Origin of the sequence: Brachybacterium tyrofermentans, from assembly GCF_014897585.1 — a bacterium.
GTDB classification, from domain to species: Bacteria; Actinomycetota; Actinomycetes; order Actinomycetales; family Dermabacteraceae; genus Brachybacterium; species Brachybacterium tyrofermentans.
Genome location: NZ_JABUXW010000036.1, coordinates 17877 through 33787 on the forward strand (window position 1 = coordinate 17877; position 15911 = coordinate 33787).

The 15911-nt window shown below is 70.9% G+C and carries 20 protein-coding genes; 12 read left to right on the forward strand and 8 right to left on the reverse strand.

Annotated features, from left to right (window positions below; translation table 11 throughout):
- Positions 1 to 69: 69 nt before the first annotated feature.
- Positions 70 to 618 (reverse strand): TetR/AcrR family transcriptional regulator, encoded by a 549-nt coding sequence (locus tag INT49_RS18700; protein ID WP_193119262.1) that lies wholly within the window; start codon positions 616 to 618, stop codon positions 70 to 72.
- A gap of 84 nt (positions 619 to 702) precedes the next feature.
- Between INT49_RS18700 and INT49_RS18705 the strand changes: the two genes are divergently transcribed.
- Together INT49_RS18705 and INT49_RS18710 are read left to right on the forward strand one after the other, a co-directional pair.
- On the forward strand, positions 703 to 1629 hold the full coding sequence (locus tag INT49_RS18705) for an SDR family NAD(P)-dependent oxidoreductase (protein ID WP_193119263.1): 927 nt from the start codon (positions 703 to 705) through the stop codon (positions 1627 to 1629).
- A 118-nt stretch (positions 1630 to 1747) separates the two neighbouring features.
- Positions 1748 to 2032 carry a hypothetical protein gene (locus INT49_RS18710; RefSeq protein ID WP_193119264.1) on the forward strand — a complete coding sequence of 95 codons (285 nt, stop codon included), beginning with the start codon at positions 1748 to 1750 and terminating at the stop codon, positions 2030 to 2032.
- A 152-nt stretch (positions 2033 to 2184) separates the two neighbouring features.
- Here INT49_RS18710 and INT49_RS18715 read toward each other — a convergent pair whose 3' ends face one another.
- Positions 2185 to 3042, reverse strand: coding sequence for an SDR family NAD(P)-dependent oxidoreductase (locus INT49_RS18715; RefSeq protein WP_193119265.1), 858 nt, complete (start codon positions 3040 to 3042; stop codon positions 2185 to 2187).
- A gap of 98 nt (positions 3043 to 3140) precedes the next feature.
- Between INT49_RS18715 and INT49_RS18720 the strand changes: the two genes are divergently transcribed.
- The 6 genes from INT49_RS18720 (at position 3141) to INT49_RS18740 (ending at position 7685) form a co-directional block, all read left to right on the forward strand.
- Positions 3141 to 3818 (forward strand): TetR/AcrR family transcriptional regulator, encoded by a 678-nt coding sequence (locus INT49_RS18720; protein WP_193119266.1) that lies wholly within the window; start codon positions 3141 to 3143, stop codon positions 3816 to 3818.
- A 246-nt stretch (positions 3819 to 4064) separates the two neighbouring features.
- Positions 4065 to 4571: a DUF6069 family protein gene (locus INT49_RS18725; RefSeq protein WP_226850974.1), complete on the forward strand. Its 507-nt coding sequence runs from the start codon at positions 4065 to 4067 to the stop codon at positions 4569 to 4571.
- Positions 4568 to 5734, forward strand: a complete 1167-nt coding sequence (locus INT49_RS18730) for a sensor histidine kinase (protein ID WP_193119267.1) — start codon at positions 4568 to 4570, stop codon at positions 5732 to 5734. The genes INT49_RS18725 and INT49_RS18730 overlap by 4 nt, the downstream gene beginning before the upstream one ends.
- Before the next feature lie 71 nt (positions 5735 to 5805).
- Entirely contained in the window at positions 5806 to 6399 is a 594-nt protein-coding gene (locus INT49_RS18735; protein ID WP_226850984.1) for a response regulator transcription factor, read from the forward strand.
- A gap of 154 nt (positions 6400 to 6553) precedes the next feature.
- A complete protein-coding gene (locus tag INT49_RS21450; RefSeq protein WP_264298778.1) occupies positions 6554 to 6685 on the forward strand; it encodes a hypothetical protein in 132 nt (43 codons plus the stop codon).
- A 97-nt stretch (positions 6686 to 6782) separates the two neighbouring features.
- Positions 6783 to 7685, forward strand: a complete 903-nt coding sequence (locus INT49_RS18740; protein ID WP_226850976.1) for a phosphatase PAP2 family protein — start codon at positions 6783 to 6785, stop codon at positions 7683 to 7685.
- A gap of 18 nt (positions 7686 to 7703) precedes the next feature.
- Here the strand turns inward: INT49_RS18740 and INT49_RS18745 are convergent, their stop codons facing one another.
- The 6 genes from INT49_RS18745 to INT49_RS18770 form a co-directional block, all read right to left on the reverse strand.
- Entirely contained in the window at positions 7704 to 8432 is a 729-nt protein-coding gene (locus tag INT49_RS18745) for a hypothetical protein (RefSeq protein WP_193119269.1), read from the reverse strand.
- A gap of 53 nt (positions 8433 to 8485) precedes the next feature.
- A complete protein-coding gene (locus INT49_RS18750; RefSeq protein WP_193119270.1) occupies positions 8486 to 9283 on the reverse strand; it encodes a VOC family protein in 798 nt (265 codons plus the stop codon).
- A gap of 164 nt (positions 9284 to 9447) precedes the next feature.
- Positions 9448 to 10191: a helix-turn-helix transcriptional regulator gene (locus INT49_RS18755; protein WP_319021703.1), complete on the reverse strand. Its 744-nt coding sequence runs from the start codon at positions 10189 to 10191 to the stop codon at positions 9448 to 9450.
- Positions 10192 to 10213: 22 nt separating this feature from the next.
- A complete protein-coding gene (arfB, locus tag INT49_RS18760) occupies positions 10214 to 10654 on the reverse strand; it encodes an alternative ribosome rescue aminoacyl-tRNA hydrolase ArfB (RefSeq protein WP_193119271.1) in 441 nt (146 codons plus the stop codon).
- A gap of 41 nt (positions 10655 to 10695) precedes the next feature.
- On the reverse strand, positions 10696 to 11271 hold the full coding sequence (locus INT49_RS18765) for a 1-acyl-sn-glycerol-3-phosphate acyltransferase (protein WP_193119272.1): 576 nt from the start codon (positions 11269 to 11271) through the stop codon (positions 10696 to 10698).
- 41 nt (positions 11272 to 11312) lie between these two features.
- On the reverse strand, positions 11313 to 12191 hold the full coding sequence (locus INT49_RS18770; RefSeq protein ID WP_193119273.1) for a DUF3152 domain-containing protein: 879 nt from the start codon (positions 12189 to 12191) through the stop codon (positions 11313 to 11315).
- A 64-nt stretch (positions 12192 to 12255) separates the two neighbouring features.
- Between INT49_RS18770 and INT49_RS18775 the strand changes: the two genes are divergently transcribed.
- From INT49_RS18775 to INT49_RS18790, 4 genes are all read left to right on the forward strand, one after another.
- A complete protein-coding gene (locus tag INT49_RS18775) occupies positions 12256 to 13167 on the forward strand; it encodes a class I SAM-dependent methyltransferase (RefSeq protein WP_193119274.1) in 912 nt (303 codons plus the stop codon).
- A 195-nt stretch (positions 13168 to 13362) separates the two neighbouring features.
- On the forward strand, positions 13363 to 13677 hold the full coding sequence (locus INT49_RS18780; RefSeq protein ID WP_193119275.1) for a 4a-hydroxytetrahydrobiopterin dehydratase: 315 nt from the start codon (positions 13363 to 13365) through the stop codon (positions 13675 to 13677).
- Between the two features lie 143 nt (positions 13678 to 13820).
- The gene (locus tag INT49_RS18785; protein ID WP_193119276.1) at positions 13821 to 15488 is read left to right on the forward strand and encodes an ABC-F family ATP-binding cassette domain-containing protein; all 1668 of its coding nucleotides are present in this window, start codon (positions 13821 to 13823) and stop codon (positions 15486 to 15488) included.
- A 205-nt stretch (positions 15489 to 15693) separates the two neighbouring features.
- Positions 15694 to 15846 (forward strand): hypothetical protein, encoded by a 153-nt coding sequence (locus INT49_RS18790; protein ID WP_193119277.1) that lies wholly within the window; start codon positions 15694 to 15696, stop codon positions 15844 to 15846.
- The last annotated feature ends 65 nt before the right edge of the window (positions 15847 to 15911 follow it).

The following is a 15911-nucleotide window of genomic DNA, read 5'->3' on the forward strand; positions in this document are numbered from 1 at the left end:
GTCGTGACGCGCACATGTCCTCGGCGTGAATGGCCGGGGGTGCGCCTCGGGCGCGATGCGCGATCGGTGTCAGGATCGTCCGGCCGACGGGGCCAGTCCGGACATCATGACGTCGAGGAGGAGATCCCGGTCGTGGCCGTCCCCGAGGCGCACGGCGTGCTCGACGCCGCACACGAGGCGCTGCACCTGGTCGATCCTGATCCCTGGACGGACCGCGCCGGCGGCGATCGCGTTCGTGAGCGCTGACTCCGCGAGGCCGAACAGCTCCTCCCGGAGGGTGTGCGCCTCGGCCGAGACCTCGTCCGACAGCAGGATGGTCTGGAGGCCCTGGTGCTCGAGCTGCTGCGTCGCCGTCGTGCGGATGAGGAGGGTGAAGGCGGCGGCGGGCTCGGGCTCGGCGGCCGCGGCCCGAGCCATGTCGACGAGCGTCTCGAGGGCGTCCAGGGTGAGCGCCTCGACGAGCACGGTCACGCTCGGGAAATGTCGGTAGACGGTCGCGACGCCGACGCCCGCCGCATGGGCGACGTCATTCAGCCGCAGCTCGTCGATGGGCTGGCGGCGAGCGGCGTCGAGAATCCTGGCGCGGGAGCGCGCAGCGTCCGATCGAAGCGTCGTCATGGCGGCATCGTACCCGATGTGGATCAACTATCCGCTTTGGGTGTACGCTCAAGCGGATAGCTCATCCGAATCGAGGAGAAGCTCATGACCTGGAACCCTGCCCGGCTGCCCGATCTCACCGGCCGCGTCTACGCGGTCACGGGCGCGACCGGGGGCATCGGCTACTTCGCGGCCGAGCAGCTCGCCTCGGCCGGGGCCGAGGTGGTCCTGGCCTCCCGGTCGCCGGAGAAGATCGAGGTCGCCGCGAGGGCGATCCGCGGGCAGGTGCCCCGAGCGGTGACGAGTGGGGTCGCCGTCGATCTCGTCTCGCTGGCGTCGGTCCGTGAGGGCGCCGAACAGCTTTCCGTGCTGCCACGCCTGGACGGCATCTTCCTCAACGGCGGTCCGATGCACTTCTCGGCCCGGGAGACGACCGAGGACGGCCTGCCGCTGATGGTCGGGGCTCACACGGTGGCGAACGTCGCCCTCGTCGCCGGGATCCTGTCGGCGCGCGCCGAGGATCCGGGTGTCCCTCTCCGGGTCGTGCATGCCTCGACCGGCTTCGTCCAGCGGTTCCGCAGGGACATCTCCCGGCCGCGTCCGGCGCCCCGCACCGGCATCGGGGCCTATGTCGACGCGAAGACCCGCACCGAGGTGTTCGCCTATGAGCTCGACCGTCGTGCCCGCGCCGCCGGACTGCCGATCGCGTCGATCCTCACGCGTCCGGGCGTCGGGGTCGACGCCAAGACGCCGGAGCGACCGGGGATCAGAGATTCCAGCGTCGCCTACCGGCGCAATCCGTACACGCCGTGGGCGCAGGGGAAAGACGCGGCGGCGTGGTCGGGTGTGCGCGCGCTCGTCGATCCGGACGCCACAGGCGGGGAGTTCTACGGGCCGAAGCGCGTGGCCGGGCCTCCGGTCCGGCTCGACCCGTCAGTGCACACTGCCCGCCCGGGAGCTGACGTCGCGGAACGGATCTGGGCCGAGCTCGAAGAGCTCGCGGGCGTGACCCTGCCTGTCCCACGGGGCTGAGCGCGGACTGCGCGCAGGGCTGCGCGGGACGACGAGACCGCGCCCCCGGCTCCGGCCCCGCTCCCTGTCCCCGTCCCTATGACAGGTCGTCGCGCGCAGCCGTCGCTACGATGACTGCATGAGCCACAGCTCCGACACCGATCCGTCCGACGCCCGCGCGAGGGAGCTCAGCCGCCAGCGGCAGGAGCAGATGAGCAGATTCTTCGTCGCGTTCGCCGTCGTGGAGGGGCTTCTGCTCGCCGTGAGCGTGATCGCCATCTACGTGCTCGAGCTGATCGACCCGGAGCTGGGCGTCTGGGTGCTCATCGGCATCGCCGTGCTCGGCGGAACGGTGCTCAGCACGTACATCCTCAGCACGAACCGTCGCAACCAGCGCGAGCTGGACAAGCCCGACCTGAGCTGAGCGACGGCCTGGACCGTCCGCGACGACGTCGGCACCGCGATCTTCTCCGCCATCGAGGCCGACGCCCTTGCTCTCGGGGTGCGGCTGCTGGAGGTGAAGACGCTTGGGGCCTCGGGCCCCGACCCCGCCTACGCCCGCACTCACCGCGCCGTTCAGGTCGGCCAGACCAGGCCCCCATCGGCGCCGTAGGACTCCTTCCGTGCCGCATAGGCGAGCGCGGCATGGCCCGGCGCGTCCTCACCGATCAGCACTCGGAGAGGGTGGTCGGGGTCTCCGAGGTGGGCGAGCAGGGCGTCGGCCGCCACAGCCGGGTCCGCATCGGTCGGGGAGGTGTCGGGGTCCGCAGCCGGCCAGGGCACATCGGCGGCGCCGAACAGTGCGGTGCGCAGGTCGTCGTACTCGGCCCGTGGAGCGGCGAACGGCATGCTCGACCCTACCCAGTCCGTCGCGAATCCGCCGAGCTGAGCGATCGTCGTCCGGATCCCGAACTGCCCGACCTCGCCGGCGAGTGCCTCGGTGAATCCCTCGAGCGCCCACTTCCCCGCGTTGTACAGCCCGAACAATGGCATCGCCCCGATCGCTCCGACGGTCGAGATCTGCACGATGTCGCCTCCTCCTCGGGCGCGCAGGTGAGGGATGGCGGCCCGGCTCACCCACAGTGCGCCGAAGAGGTTCAGGTCGAGATGGTCGCGGGCAGCCTGCTCCTCGATCTCTTCCAGGGCGCCGACGAAACCGGTCCCGGCATTGTTGACGACGACGTCGAGCCCGCCGAAGGCCCGAGCGGCCGCCTCGACGGCCGGCGCGACCGCGGCAGCATCGCGGACGTCGAGCACGATCTCGCGAACCGATCCGGGGAACTCGGTCAGGAGATCTGCCATCGCCCCGGTGCGCCGCACCGTGCCGACGACGCGATCGCCGTGGGCCAGTGCGGCGTGGGCGAAAGCGCGACCGAGCCCGCGGCCGGCGCCGGTGATGAGCCAGATTCTGGACGGGGAAGGGGACGACTTCATCGTGCACTCCTCGTGACGAGACGGGTCGTCTCGTCAGTATCGAAGGGGTGCGACGTCCTGTCAAGACGGTGCGTCTCGTCTCGTTGTACGGTGGGCGCATGAATCCTGCGTCTGAAGAGTTCACCGCGAAGGGATCCGTGCAGCGTGCAGGTGATTCGCGAGGTGCTGCCGCTCGACCCTCGGGAGCGTCTCCAGACGTCGCCCGACGCAGCGACCGCGCTCGCCGGGCGATCCTCGCGGCCACGCGCGACCTCGTCGCCGAGGTCGGCTACTCCCGGCTGAGCATCGAAGGGATCGCGAGCGCCGCCGGGGTCGGGAAGCAGACCATCTACCGCTGGTGGCGGTCGAAGGCCGAAGTCCTGTTCGATGCGATCCTGGACGTGAACTCCGAGCCCGACGGGGTGGTCGCGCTCCCGGACACCGGAGACCTCGAGGCGGATCTGAGGACCGTGCTGCGGGGCGCTGTCGCCGAGCTGGACGACCCGGCGACCGACCGTCTCCAGCGGGCCGTCACGGCCGAGATCCAATCCGACCCCGCGCTCGCCGAGGAGCTCGTGCGACGCCTGCTGGGGCCGCAGCTGACGGCGACCGCGGTGCGGCTCCGGAGTGCGATCGACACCGGCCAGATCGACCGGACCGTGGATCCGTCGTTGGCGACGGAGCTGCTGTTCGGGCCGATCTTCCATCGGTGGCTGCTGCGCACCGCAGAGCTTGACGACGCGTTCGCCGACGGCCTCCTGGACCTGGTCCTGTCCGGGCTGCGGCCGCGCCCGTGAGGGGGACCGTTCCGGCTCGCCTCCTGAGCCCGTCGGTCACCTCCTGAGCCCGTCGGTCACCTTCAGGTCCAGTCGGATACTGCGCCGGCCTGGCCCCGGGTACGGGTGCGGGCCGACGCCCTGACACGCAGGACGAATGTCCTTCTCAGGTCGGTACCGCTGGCTCTGCCGTGGGCCGCGCCGTCTCCGTAGCGTCGAAGACAGCCATCGACGGTCGATGGATCCTTCGCACTCACGGAGCACGTCATGTCGAACATCCCTCTGAATCCTCGGACCCCGCCGACGAGCGGCTTCACCGCGCAGCCTTCGCCGCCACCCTCACCTCGGGCCACCGCACGGCGGATCCGCCCTCGCGGCGCTGTTGCCGCCCTCGTCACCGCCGTCATCGGCGCGCTGCTGATCTGGGCCGTCGCGGTCCCGCTGGGCGGCCTCGATCTCGAACTGGCTGCTTCCGGGCAGAGCGTGGGCCCCGCCTCGATCATCGGGGCGGTCCTGATCGGCGGAGCGGCCGCCTGGCTGCTGCTCGCCCTTCTGATCCGACTCCGGCGCGGCCGGGCCTGGTGGACCGCCGTGGCGGTCGCGGTCCTGGTGCTGTCCCTGACCGGCCCGCCGCTCTCCGGCGCCGGAGGGGCCGTGCTCGTGACCCTGGAGCTGATGCACCTCGTGGTCGGGATCGTGCTGATCCTCGGCCTACGCCGAAGTGCTGTGCCGCATCTCGCGGCCCGGCGTACTGTGACTGCGGAGGCCTCATGAACACGCTCGCCCGCCCTATGCCGCCGTCGTCTGTCGAATGCGACGAGCGGTCCCTGCCCTGGGTCGCGCGTCGTCCCGGCCGCTGGTACGCGCTCCTCTGGCTGCCTCTGCTGCTGCTGGCCCCGGTCGTGGCCTCGATCCAGCAGAGCCACGTCGGCCAGCTGCTGATGCTGCTGCTCCTCGCCTCCTTGCACGTCGCGACCGTTCTGGTGCGATATCGGCCCGAGCCCCGACAGCGTGCGGACCAGCGCACCGAAGCGCTGGTCGCCGTCTCCACCCTGGTGCTCGTGGGCTATCAGATCCTCTGGAACGAGCACCAGGTGTTCCTGTACCCACTGCTGGCCCTCGGCATGGCGGTGGGGCTGCGACACCGCCTGGTGATGGGGTTCGTCGGCGGTCTCGCCGTCAGCGGCGCCATCGCCGCTGGGTTCTCCTCTGTTTCCCTCGCCGACGCGCTCGTCTTCGCCGTCGTGACCTATATGTCCGGCCTCAGCGCCTTCCTGATCGACCGCCTGCTGGAGACCACCGCACAGCTGAGCGCCACCCGCGAGCAGCTCGCCCGCGCAGCGGTGCTCGAGGAGCGCGAGCGCTTCTCCCGCGACCTCCACGACCTGCTCGGACACACGTTGTCCCTGATCGTCGTGAAGGCCGAAGCTGTACGACGTTTTGTCCCGACGGATCCGGAGTCTGCCGCGGATCAGGCCCGCAGCATCGAGGAGATCGGCCGCAGCGCCCTCGGCGAGGTGCGCCAGGCGGTGGTCGGCTACCGGGAGACCTCGCTTGCGGATGAGCTGGACGCCGCTCGGGAGGCCCTGGCCACCGCCGGGTTGCAGATCGACATCGAGGTCCTGGCCGAGGCCGGCGAGCTGCCGAAGCCCGTGGATCGCCTGTTCGCCTGGGTGGTGCGCGAGGGGACCACCAACATTCTGCGCCACGCCCGAGCGCGGAGCTCTCGGATCCTCGTCGAGTCCGGCGGGGGCGAGGCCACCCTCGAGATCACTGACCACGGAGACGCGATCTCCGTCCCGATCCGCCCGGGCTCCGGCCTCATCGGGCTGCGCGAACGGGCCGAAGCCCTGGGTGGCGTGCTCGTCGCGGATCGGGAGGTCGACGGGTTCCGGCTCGGAGTCAGCGTGCCGACGCACGAGGAGGGGAGATCATGACCGACCAGGATGCCGACGGCAGGAATGAGTGCGGAACCGAGCAGGATGGCGCCAGCCCGCGCACCACCGTGATGATCGCCGAGGACCAGACCATGATGCGCTCCGCGCTCGCGGGCCTGCTCGGGCTGGAACCAGATCTCGTGGTGATCGGGGACGTGGGGCGCGGCGACGAGGTGGTCGGCGCCGTCGCCGCGCACCACCCGGACGTGCTGATCCTGGACATCGAGCTGCCGGGCCGCAGCGGCCTCGACGTCATCCCTGACGTCCTGCGGGCGCATCCGATCACCGCGGTCATCATCGTCACCACCTTCGGACGGGCCGGCTACCTGCGCCGCGCCATGGATGCCGGGGCCCGAGGGTTCCTCGTCAAGGACGACCCGGTCGAGGACCTGGCCACGGCGATACGACGGGTGGTGGCAGGCTCCACCGTCGTCGACCCCGGGCTGGCCGCCCAGGCGCTCGCCACCGGTCCGAGCCCGCTGACGACGCGCGAGAAAGAGGTGCTCGCCGCCTCTGACAGCGGGGCACCGATCGCGGAGATGGCCGGAACCCTCCACCTCTCCACGAGCACGGTGCGCAACTATCTCTCCAGCGCGATCAGGAAGACCGGCACCCGCAACCGGGCGGAGGCGCTGCGCACCGCCCGTGAGCACGGCTGGCTGTGACGAGCGCCGTGGCCTTCGGGGAGCCCCGAGGTGAACGGTCGGTCGGGATCCGAGACCGCGAGGGAGGGTGTTGGTACGGTCGGAGACCTCAGCACCGCTGGGAACCGAGCATCACCCGCAGGGGTCACGATGCTCGCCATATGAGGAGGTTCTGATGTTCGGCTGGCTCTTCCGTGCTCGCAGGGTCAAGGGTGATGTGAACGCGGCCCGACAGGGTCCGGAGGCGGTGGGCAAGCGCGTCGGACGCCGTTCCGCGCACCGGCTGCTCCGCCGTCTCCTGCGCTGAGCCACGGCTCACCGGTTCGCCCGCTCAGCACATCGGCCGGTGAGCTTCGGCTCTAAGGCCTGATCCGGGGCTCGGCGCGGTCTAAGCTCGTTCGACGATGGTCCCTGACTCGCCGAACAGCCCCGATGTCCCGATCGCGAACGCGCCCGATCGGGGCCGGATGCTCCCTCGGAACCGGGGTTGGCTGGACACGATCACCTCGATCCCGGCGCTGATCATCGGCTCCGTGCTCATGGTCCTCATCGCCGCGGGCCCCATGCAGCACGTGGACTATCTGCTGGCCCGACGCTGGCTCTATCACCTCGAGCCGGACCTGCTGTGGTTCGCCCAGAACGTCCTGGACCGAGTCGCCGGTCAGGCCGTCTGCCTGCCCATCCTGATCGTGGTCGCGGTGGTCCTGGCCCGACGGAGGAGATCCTGGCGGCCGATCCAGGTGGCTGTGCTCGCCGAACTGGCCTTCCTCATCGGCGTCGGCACCCTGAAGCTGATCTTCGCCCGCCCCGTGACCTATTCCCGGGATCCGAACTTCTTCGACGGCGGCTACCTCGACATGGGGGCCAAGGGCATCAGCTTCCCCTCGGGACATGCCTCCGAGGCCGTGCTCATCTACGGCGCCGTCGTCTACCTGATCACCCACTACAGCTCCGCGAGTCCGCGACTGCTGCGGCTGCTGCGCTGGGGCGTCGTGGTGATCAGCGTGAACTCCGTGGTCGTCTCCTTCCTGCTGGGCTGGCACTGGGCCAGCGACCTCCTGGGCGGTCTGATGATCGGCGGTCTCTACCTGCGGATCATCACCCAGTGGGACGAGCGCATGCGCGCGCAAGGGGATCGAGGCGTCCCGCGCGGGCTGATCCCCTCGGCCGGAGGCTCCGAGCCCCGACCGCTGGTCTCGGCGATGGCCTTCGTGTACACGGCGCTGATGCTGGTCACGCTGATCATCGCGCTGCGCTTCGTGAACCCGACGCAGCTCGTGGCGCGGGTGCGCACAGAGGATGAGTGAAGCCGGAGACGGGGCACATCACTCCGTGACCGGAGCTCCGGCAGGAGACGCAGCTGCAGGTTCCGCCGTGATGGCCTCCTCGTCGGCGCGGCGCAGGGCCTCCCGCAGCGCCGACCGGTCGTCGTCCTCCCAGGGGCCGGAGCAGGCGAGCGGGATGTGTGTCAGGTACCGGCGCTCCGCCTCCGGGATTCGCGCCACCAGGAGTGCCGGGTCCCGCTCCGCGCTGGCATACAGGTTCGGCCCGTCGGCGTAGTACGGATCGGTGAGCACGAGCTGCCCGGCGAGGGTGCGCATCACGTTGGACGGGTTGGTGTCCAGCGGGCCGCACCAGGGCAGCTCCCGGCGTGCGTCCGCATGGATCTCGCCGACGATCGCCGCGAGCGCCGAGAACTCCGTCGTCGGGACTGCGCATCGAGCCAGGAGCTCGTGGGCCTCGGACTCGTCCACGGGGGCAAGTCGTTCCAGCAGCTGCAGGTCGCCGCCGCCGGCGAGACGGCGGTGGGCATGCAGGGCGGGCACCTGGCCGGTGGAAGAGGCCTCGCGGTACAGCCGGGCCGTGTACGGCCCGACGGGATCGAAGGGACTGATCCGCACCACGAGGTCCGCTGTCGGCGAGGCGAGGGCGATGGCCCAGTCGCCGGCGCCGCAGGGGCCCCAGCCCGCCTCGCGGAAGCGGGACTCGGCGTCCTCGTGGGTGGCGTCGGCTCCGAGGGATCCGAGCAGGTCGAGGGCGGGGGAGTGGTCCATACGCGCGACACTACGCACGCCCGCCCCCGCCCTCCAGCTGTTTTCCGGCGGGCTCAGCCCTCGGGGATCGCTTCGCTCATCGCGCTGATCTGGAAGGACGCCCCGCACGGATCCTCGATCGTCGCGATCCGGCCGAAGGGGGAGTCGGTCGGGCCGTCCAGCACCTTCCCGCCCAGTTCGACGACCTTCGCCAGTGCCGCCTCGGAGGCCTCGACCCCGAAGTAGAGGCGCCAGCCGGTCGCCTCCACCGGCATCGCGCCGGTCGCGTCGCACAGACCCCAGCTGGCGGAGTCACCGGGACCGTTGGTCGCGTACCGGAAGGAGTCGTCGTCCATCGGCTCGCCCATCGGCACCAGGTTCGCCTCGAACACGGCGGTGTAGAACGCGACGGCCTTGTCGTACTCGTGCGTCATCAGCTCGAACCAGACCGGGGAGCCGGGCGCGCCGGTGAACTCGTAGCCCTCGATCGCCCCGGCCTGCCACAGTCCGATGGTCGCGCCGGTCGCGTCGCGGACGATGGACATGCCGCCGAACTCGCTGATGGCATCGGGCGGGACCACCACGGTGCCGCCGTTCTCGGTGACCTTCGCGGTACGGGACCTCGCGTCGTCGACGGCGAGGTAGATGCCCCATTCGGAGGGCAGGGTCCGGCCATCGGGAGTGGTCATCCCGGTGACGTCCATGATCCCGCCCACGAGGGCGCCGCCGTTGCGGATCAGGTGATAGTGGTTGAAGCTCTCGCCGAGATCCTCGAACTCCCAGCCGAACAGGCCGGAGTAGAAGGTCTTCGCGGCGGCGAGATCGGTGACGCTGAGATCTGCCCAGGTGCTGGTGCCGGTGGTGCGGGTCATGTCTCCTCCTTCAGTGGTGGGCCCGGAGCAGGTCTCTGCCGGGGCCGGGATGTGGTCCCTACGCTAGGTAGGATCGGGGCGGGATGATTGTCCGATCCTGCGCACCTGGTGCGACGGACGTTCTCGAGGTGCGATCTGCTGGTTCTGCTGGGACTGCACAGCGGTCACCGGGTGCACAGGCTCGGCAGGGCGCTGAGCAGAGGCGGGCGGGTCGATGTCGGGACCGAGAAGTCCAGGGCGACGCGGGCGGGCTGCGTGATCGGGGCAGGGTGCACGGCGACCATCGGGGACGACGGCACCAGCTGGTCCAGCGCGTCGGCCTGGCTCGGCACCGCGAAGCCCAGCAGGAAGGGCGCGCCGGGGCACAGGGGCAGCTGGACCGTCGGCGTCCCCGAGATCAGCAGGCCCGAACGGGGCAGTCCGATCGGGGCCGGGTGCGGGTACCAGCCCACCCAGATCGACGCGTCCCCGCGCGGACTGAACCCCGGCGGCAGCTCGATGTCGGCGTGGACCAGGCCGGAGCCTGGCTGCAGCAGGGCAAAGGGCCGTGGGGGCTTGTCGCTGATGCGGTGGGCGAGGCGGCGCAGCTGCGCGGGCGGCACCCCGACCGTCGCGCGGAACCTCCGCGTGAAGCTCGAGAGGGAGTCGAAGCCGGCGGCGGCGCCCACGTCGACCACGGCGTCGTCCCCACCGAGCAGCAGACGCTTGGCGGCGTCGATGCGCAGGGCGATGAGGTACTGACCCGGACCGATCCCGGTGTGCTTCGCGAAGATCCGGGAGAAGTGGAAGGGGCTGTAACCGACGTGGTCGGCGAGGTCTGCGACGTGGAGCTCCGTCGGCCGCTCCTGGGCGAGGGCCAGCGCGGAGGCGAGAATCGTCGCCGCGGGGTCCATCGTGAGCGGGGTCACGATGATGAGTGTACGGAGGGGGTCAGTCGACGCCTGGGCGTCGGCGGTTCTGCTTCGTCTCCGAGCGGCGCCGCTTGCCGTCCAGCCGCCGACGCTTCGAGCCCTTGGTGGGCTTCGTGGGCCGGCGCACCACGGGCGGGGCGATGGCCTCGCGCAGGATTGCGGAGAGGCGCTCACGGGCAGCGACACGGTTGCGACGCTGGGCCCGGTGCTCCTCGGCGCTGACGGTGAGCACGCTGCCCGCCAGGCGCGGTGCCAGCACGGAGAGCAGGCGCTCGCGCTGGTCGTCGTCGACCGCGGTGGTGGTGGCGAGATCCAGACGCAGCTGCACCCGGGAGTCGGAGGTGTTGACGCCCTGTCCGCCCGGGCCGGACGCGTGGGTGAACTGCTCGGCCAGCTCGGCCGCAGGGATCCTCAGCCCGTGAGGCGCCCCGGGGCCCGCGGGCACGTGCAGATCATCCATCCCCCGAGTGTGCCGCACCGGCGGAGGTCGACGCGCGAGACTCAGGCGTCGTCGAGCTCCTCGCGCAGGCGGGGCTCGACGCGATGTGCCGGATGGTGGCCGGCTTTGTCCGCGTAGAAGGCGCGGATGCGATCCATGTCGTCGCTGATGTCCCCGGTCAGGTCGAAGGTGGGGCCGAGGCCGACGGTCATCGTCGACCGGTCCACGAAGCCCAGGGTCACCGGCATCCCCGTCGCGCGGGCGATCCGGTAGAAGCCGGACTTCCAGCAGGTGTTGCCCTTGCGAGTGCCATCAGGGGTGATGACCAGGTTGAAGTCCTCTCCCGACCGGATGCGCTCCACCACCTCGTCGACGATGCGACTCGGGTCCGAGCGGTCGACGGGGATGCCTCCGAGAGTGCGCATGATCGGACCTCGCCAGCCTGTGAAGACGCTGTTCTTGCCCAACCAGCGCAGGGGGATCTTGAGCTCCCACGCCAGGGCGAGCATGAACACGAAGTCCCAGTTGGAGGTGTGCGGAGCGCCGAGGAAGATGGCGGGCCGGTCCGCACGGGGCTCGGCGACCAGCTTCCACCTGCTGAGCGTCCAGAAGGTGCGGGCGATGGCGCGGCGGATCATGGGATCAATGTAAGCCACGATCTGGCGGCCGGGTTCAGGACTCAGGCCATGCCCTCGGACGTCGGCCACGCATTGGGCCGGCATCCGCCGAGATCGATGCTCTGCTGCAGCATGACCGGCGCGGTGAGCCCGTCGCCTCCGCACGTCGAGTGACCATGACCGAGGAAATGCCCGATCTCGTGGTTGACCATGTAGGCCCGGTACTCGGTGGTGTCAGAGTAGGTCGGGGTCCGATGCAGCCAGCGGTCCGAGTTCAGGACCACGTCCTCGCCGACGCGGCAGCTCCACAGCCCGTTCGTCCTGGCAGGCAGGCACAGCTCGTCGGCCGTGGGCGGGGAGGCGATCGAGATCGTGAACTCTGCCGAGGCCGGGTCGGCCACGTGCTCGAAGGCGACCTCCTCCGTGGCTCGCCATCCGCGCTCATCGTCGAGGATTCTCGCGATCTCCTGTGCGGCGTCGTCGGCATCGATCCCGATCCCGGCCTCGACACGCACCGCATAGGTGTGCACGGGCAACGTGCCGGGGTCGGAGCCGTCGACGAGGTCCGGGGTGGTCCAGGTTCCCGCACCGACGGTGCCCGAGCGCACGATCTCCGGTGCGGCCTCGCTGGTGTTCTCGTCCGCCGTGGGCTGAGCGGTCGCCGAGGTGGCTGTCTCCGCAGTGCCGACGTCGGGCGCGCTGCCCGATCCGGCGTCCGATCCGGCGTCCGCGGCGGCGTCCGAACCGCTGCCCGATCCGGCGTCCGAGGCGGCGCTCAAGGTGCCGACCGTCTCGTCGGAACGTCCGCCTGCGAGTGCTCGTGCTCCGGCCACCAGGGCGATGACCACCATCAGGGTGATGAGGAGGGCGAGCCCTGTCCGGAGGAGGCGGCCTCGGCGCGTCAGGACCAGGGAGCTGCGGGGCGAGGGAGGCGGGGACACGAACCTCAAGGTAGGTCCATCAGCCCCCGGTGATGCTCGACACGCCGGTGGCTAGACTCCGAGGATGTCGACGTACCCCGGCCCGACCCCGGATCGCCCGCACTCCGATCGTGGACAGGGCGCTGTGCCTGGCCACGGCCCGGCGCACGACCACGGCCCGCCCCACGCCCATGGCCACGGCCATGCACACGATCACGGCTCGATCCTGGGGCGGCTGCTCGAGCTCGACGCCGAGGTGCACGCCGACATGCTGGCGGCGGCGACCGCCCGGGTAGACGAGGTCGCCGAGGGCCCGGTGCGGCGCGTGCTGGACATCGGCAGCGGCGTCGGCACCGGCACGATCGCGCTCGCACACCGGTTCCCCGAGGCCGAGATCGTCGCCGTCGACATCTCCGAGGACATGCTGTCCCAGGTCCGCGACCGCGCCCAGGCCGCCGGGGTCGGGGATCGGGTCACGACCCGGCGCGCTGACATCGCCGCGCCCGACGACGATCTCGGCTCGGCCGACGTCGTCTGGGCGTCCGCCTCCCTGCACGAGACCTCCGACCCCGACGCCGCCTTCGGGAACCTCTTCGCCGCGCTCCGGCCCGGCGGCCTGCTGGCTGTTCTAGAGATGGACGCCGCGCCACGGGTGCTCCCCGCGGAGCTCGCAGGCTGGGAGGAGCAGGTGCGGGCAGCCGGCGGCGGCACCCCGGCCGATCATCCGGACTGGACCGAGCAGATAGCGACCGCCGGTTTCGAGGCTCCGCACACGGACAGCCTGGTCACCGATCTCCACGCAGCGGCCGACGGGCCGGCGGGGGAGTACGCCGCACTCGAGCTGCAGCGGATCGGCGCGCGGGCGCTCCCGTCCCTGGAGCAGAAGGACCAGGAGACGCTGCGGGCGCTCGCCGGAGACGGCGCCGGGAGCGTGCGCGAGCTCGGCGAGCTCTGGATCCGTGGCACCAGGACGCTCTGGACGACGCATCGTCCGTGAGGTCCGTGAGGTCCGTGAGGTCTGTAAAGCCGGTAATGCCCGTGAGGCCGGTGAGGTCCTTGGAGCCTGTGGAGCCTGTGGAGCCCGTGAGGTCTGCGCCGGCGCGGACATCTGAGCGCCGGCGGAGTCCGCTCCCGGCGCGCTGACCGCAGCAGGACGGTGGACCCGGTGCGGCTGCCGGGGCACGATGGGCTCATGACGGATCCGAAGCAGACACTGTCCCCGTCCGAGATCGACGCCGCCGGCCTCACCGGATGGCGCCAGGTCGAGGGCACGATCGCCGCGCAGTTCTCCACCGGGGACTTCGCCACCGGCCTGGACCTCGTGAACCGGATCGGCGCCTCGGCGGAGGCCGCCGATCACCATCCGGATCTCACCCTCACCTACCCGTCCGTGGGCGTCACGTTGTCCAGCCATGACGTCGGCGGGATCACCAGTCGCGATCTGGACCTGGCGCGCACCATCACCGAGCACGCGGCGACGCTCGGGGTCTCGGTCGACGGGTCCTGACGTCGGGCCCAACACGTGACGGGCCGGTCGGCGACCTTGAGTTCCTCTCTCGGCGGATCTTGTCCTGACGACGTGTCCTGGCACTCGTCGACCCGGCCCGGGCCCTGGCAGGTCCACCGCACACGCGGTGGGAGAATCGGCCTATGACCGCAACCCTCGTCGCCCACGGCCTGGCCGGCGGGTACGGCCACCGCACCCTCTTCGACGCCCTCGACCTGACGGTCGCGCCGGGTGACGTCGTCGGGATCGTCGGTGCGAACGGCGCCGGGAAGTCCACGCTGCTGCGCCTGCTCGCCGGCGTCGATGCCCCGCAGGAGGGGACCGTCTCCCTGTCCCCGGCCGACGCCTTCGTGGGATGGCTGCCGCAGGAGCACGAACGAGTCCCCGGTGAGACCGTCGCCGAGTCCATCGCCCGCCGCACCGGATGCGCAGAGGCGACCGCTGACATGGACGCCGCCGCTGCGGCGCTCGCCGAACCGGCGCCCTCCGGATCCGGCGGTCCCGATCCGGCCGACGTCTACGCGACCGCGCTGGACCGGTGGCTGGCCAGCGGCGCCGCGGACCTCGAGGAACGGATCCCGGTGGTGCTCGCCGATCTCGGCCTGGAGCTCGCCCGGACCGATGTGCAGCAGACACTGATGACCTCGCTCTCCGGTGGGCAGGCGGCCCGCGTGGGGTTGGCCGCCCTGTTGCTGAGCCGTTTCGACATCGTGCTGCTGGATGAGCCCACCAACGATCTCGACCTCGACGGGCTGGAGCGTCTCGAGGCCTTCGTGCGCGGCCTGCGCGGTGGGGTGGTGCTGGTCAGCCATGACCGCGAGTTCCTCGCCCGCTGCGTCACCAGGGTGCTCGAGCTGGACCTCGCCCAGAGCAGCAACCGGGTCTACGGCGGTGGGTACGACGCCTTCCTCGAGGAGCGCGCGACGGTGCGCCGCCACGCCCGCGAGAAGTACGACGAGTTCGCGGCGACCAAGTCCGATCTGGTGTCCCGCGCGCGCACACAGCGGGAATGGTCGAGCCAGGGCGTGCGCAATGCGATGAAGAGGGCGCCGGACAACGACAAGATCCGGCGCCGGGCCTCGAGCGAGTCCAGCGAGAAGCAGGCGCAGAAGGTGCGGCAGATGGAGAGCCGGATCGCGCGGCTCGACGAGGTCGAGGAACCCCGCAAGGAGTGGCAGCTCGAGTTCGCCATCGGGGCCGCGCCGCGATCAGGCTCCGTCGTCTCCACCCTGTCCGGCGCCGTGATCCGGCAGGGGGACTTCACCCTCGGGCCCGTCTCGCTGCAGGTCAATGCCGGGGAGCGGATCGGAATCACCGGTCCCAACGGTGCCGGGAAGTCGACGCTGCTGCGAGCGCTGCTCGGACATCGGGCTCCGGATGAGGGCACGGCGGCGCTCGGCGCGAGCGTGCAGATCGGGGAGATCGACCAGGCCCGCTCCCTGCTCGCCGGGGACCGGCCGCTGACCACAGCCTTCGAGGCGCAGGTGCCGGAGATGTCACCTGCGGAGGTGCGCACCCTGCTGGCCAAGTTCGGGCTCCGCGCCGATCACGTCGGCCGCCCGGTCGACGAGCTGAGCCCGGGGGAGCGAACTCGCGCCGGTCTGGCTCTGCTGCAGGGCCGAGGCGTCAACCTGCTGGTGCTGGATGAGCCCACCAACCACCTCGACCTCCCGGCCATCGAGCAGCTCGAGCAGGCGCTGGAGAGCTATGACGGCACGCTGCTGCTGGTCACGCACGATCGGCGCATGCTCCAGACGGTGAATACCGACCGGAGCTGGCAGGTGGAGGGCGGGCAGGTGCGGGAGGGCTGAGGCTCACGGCCCACAGCTCCTGCGACGCAAAAGGTGCCAGCTCGGCGGCACCTTTATCGTCGCGGGCAGGTCGCTGCCGAGTCTCTCGCTGCCGAGTCTCTCGACCGCGGTGGGGATGCGTCGGCTTCAGGCCGCCAGGACGGTGCATCTCGTCGACTGGTCGGACCGACGCCGTCCGGTGGCCGTGACCACGCCTGGGGAACCCATGCCCGCGGAACTCGTGGCGGCAGAGCTCCTGCCCGGCGAGCTCGTGACGGCAGAGCTCCTGCCCGGCGAGCTCGTGCCCGGCGAGCTCGTGCCCGGCGAGCTCGTGCCCGGCGAGCTCGTGCGCGGCGGACCGTGTGTGCTGGGGGAATGAGTCCGAAATGGGTCAAGTCCCAGGTAGTGGTGTAGCGATCCTTCGATGAGGGGTCAGGCTGTCAG

What these genes read in the sequence shown, in the direction of transcription:
- INT49_RS18700 (WP_193119262.1), bottom strand. Translation starts at nt 618, where the DNA reads ATGACGACGCTTCGATCGGACGCTGCGCGCTCCCGCGCCAGGATTCTC.
- INT49_RS18705 (WP_193119263.1), top strand. Translation starts at nt 703, where the DNA reads ATGACCTGGAACCCTGCCCGGCTGCCCGATCTCACCGGCCGCGTCTAC.
- INT49_RS18710 (WP_193119264.1), top strand. Translation starts at nt 1,748, where the DNA reads ATGAGCCACAGCTCCGACACCGATCCGTCCGACGCCCGCGCGAGGGAG.
- INT49_RS18715 (WP_193119265.1), bottom strand. Translation starts at nt 3,042, where the DNA reads ATGAAGTCGTCCCCTTCCCCGTCCAGAATCTGGCTCATCACCGGCGCC.
- INT49_RS18720 (WP_193119266.1), top strand. Translation starts at nt 3,141, where the DNA reads ATGAATCCTGCGTCTGAAGAGTTCACCGCGAAGGGATCCGTGCAGCGT.
- INT49_RS18725 (WP_226850974.1), top strand. Translation starts at nt 4,065, where the DNA reads ATGTCGAACATCCCTCTGAATCCTCGGACCCCGCCGACGAGCGGCTTC.
- INT49_RS18730 (WP_193119267.1), top strand. Translation starts at nt 4,568, where the DNA reads ATGAACACGCTCGCCCGCCCTATGCCGCCGTCGTCTGTCGAATGCGAC.
- INT49_RS18735 (WP_226850984.1), top strand. Translation starts at nt 5,806, where the DNA reads ATGATCGCCGAGGACCAGACCATGATGCGCTCCGCGCTCGCGGGCCTG.
- INT49_RS21450 (WP_264298778.1), top strand. Translation starts at nt 6,554, where the DNA reads ATGTTCGGCTGGCTCTTCCGTGCTCGCAGGGTCAAGGGTGATGTGAAC.
- INT49_RS18740 (WP_226850976.1), top strand. Translation starts at nt 6,783, where the DNA reads ATGGTCCCTGACTCGCCGAACAGCCCCGATGTCCCGATCGCGAACGCG.
- INT49_RS18745 (WP_193119269.1), bottom strand. Translation starts at nt 8,432, where the DNA reads ATGGACCACTCCCCCGCCCTCGACCTGCTCGGATCCCTCGGAGCCGAC.
- INT49_RS18750 (WP_193119270.1), bottom strand. Translation starts at nt 9,283, where the DNA reads ATGACCCGCACCACCGGCACCAGCACCTGGGCAGATCTCAGCGTCACC.
- arfB (WP_193119271.1), bottom strand. Translation starts at nt 10,654, where the DNA reads ATGGATGATCTGCACGTGCCCGCGGGCCCCGGGGCGCCTCACGGGCTG.
- INT49_RS18765 (WP_193119272.1), bottom strand. Translation starts at nt 11,271, where the DNA reads ATGATCCGCCGCGCCATCGCCCGCACCTTCTGGACGCTCAGCAGGTGG.
- INT49_RS18775 (WP_193119274.1), top strand. Translation starts at nt 12,256, where the DNA reads ATGTCGACGTACCCCGGCCCGACCCCGGATCGCCCGCACTCCGATCGT.
- INT49_RS18780 (WP_193119275.1), top strand. Translation starts at nt 13,363, where the DNA reads ATGACGGATCCGAAGCAGACACTGTCCCCGTCCGAGATCGACGCCGCC.
- INT49_RS18785 (WP_193119276.1), top strand. Translation starts at nt 13,821, where the DNA reads ATGACCGCAACCCTCGTCGCCCACGGCCTGGCCGGCGGGTACGGCCAC.
- INT49_RS18790 (WP_193119277.1), top strand. Translation starts at nt 15,694, where the DNA reads ATGCCCGCGGAACTCGTGGCGGCAGAGCTCCTGCCCGGCGAGCTCGTG.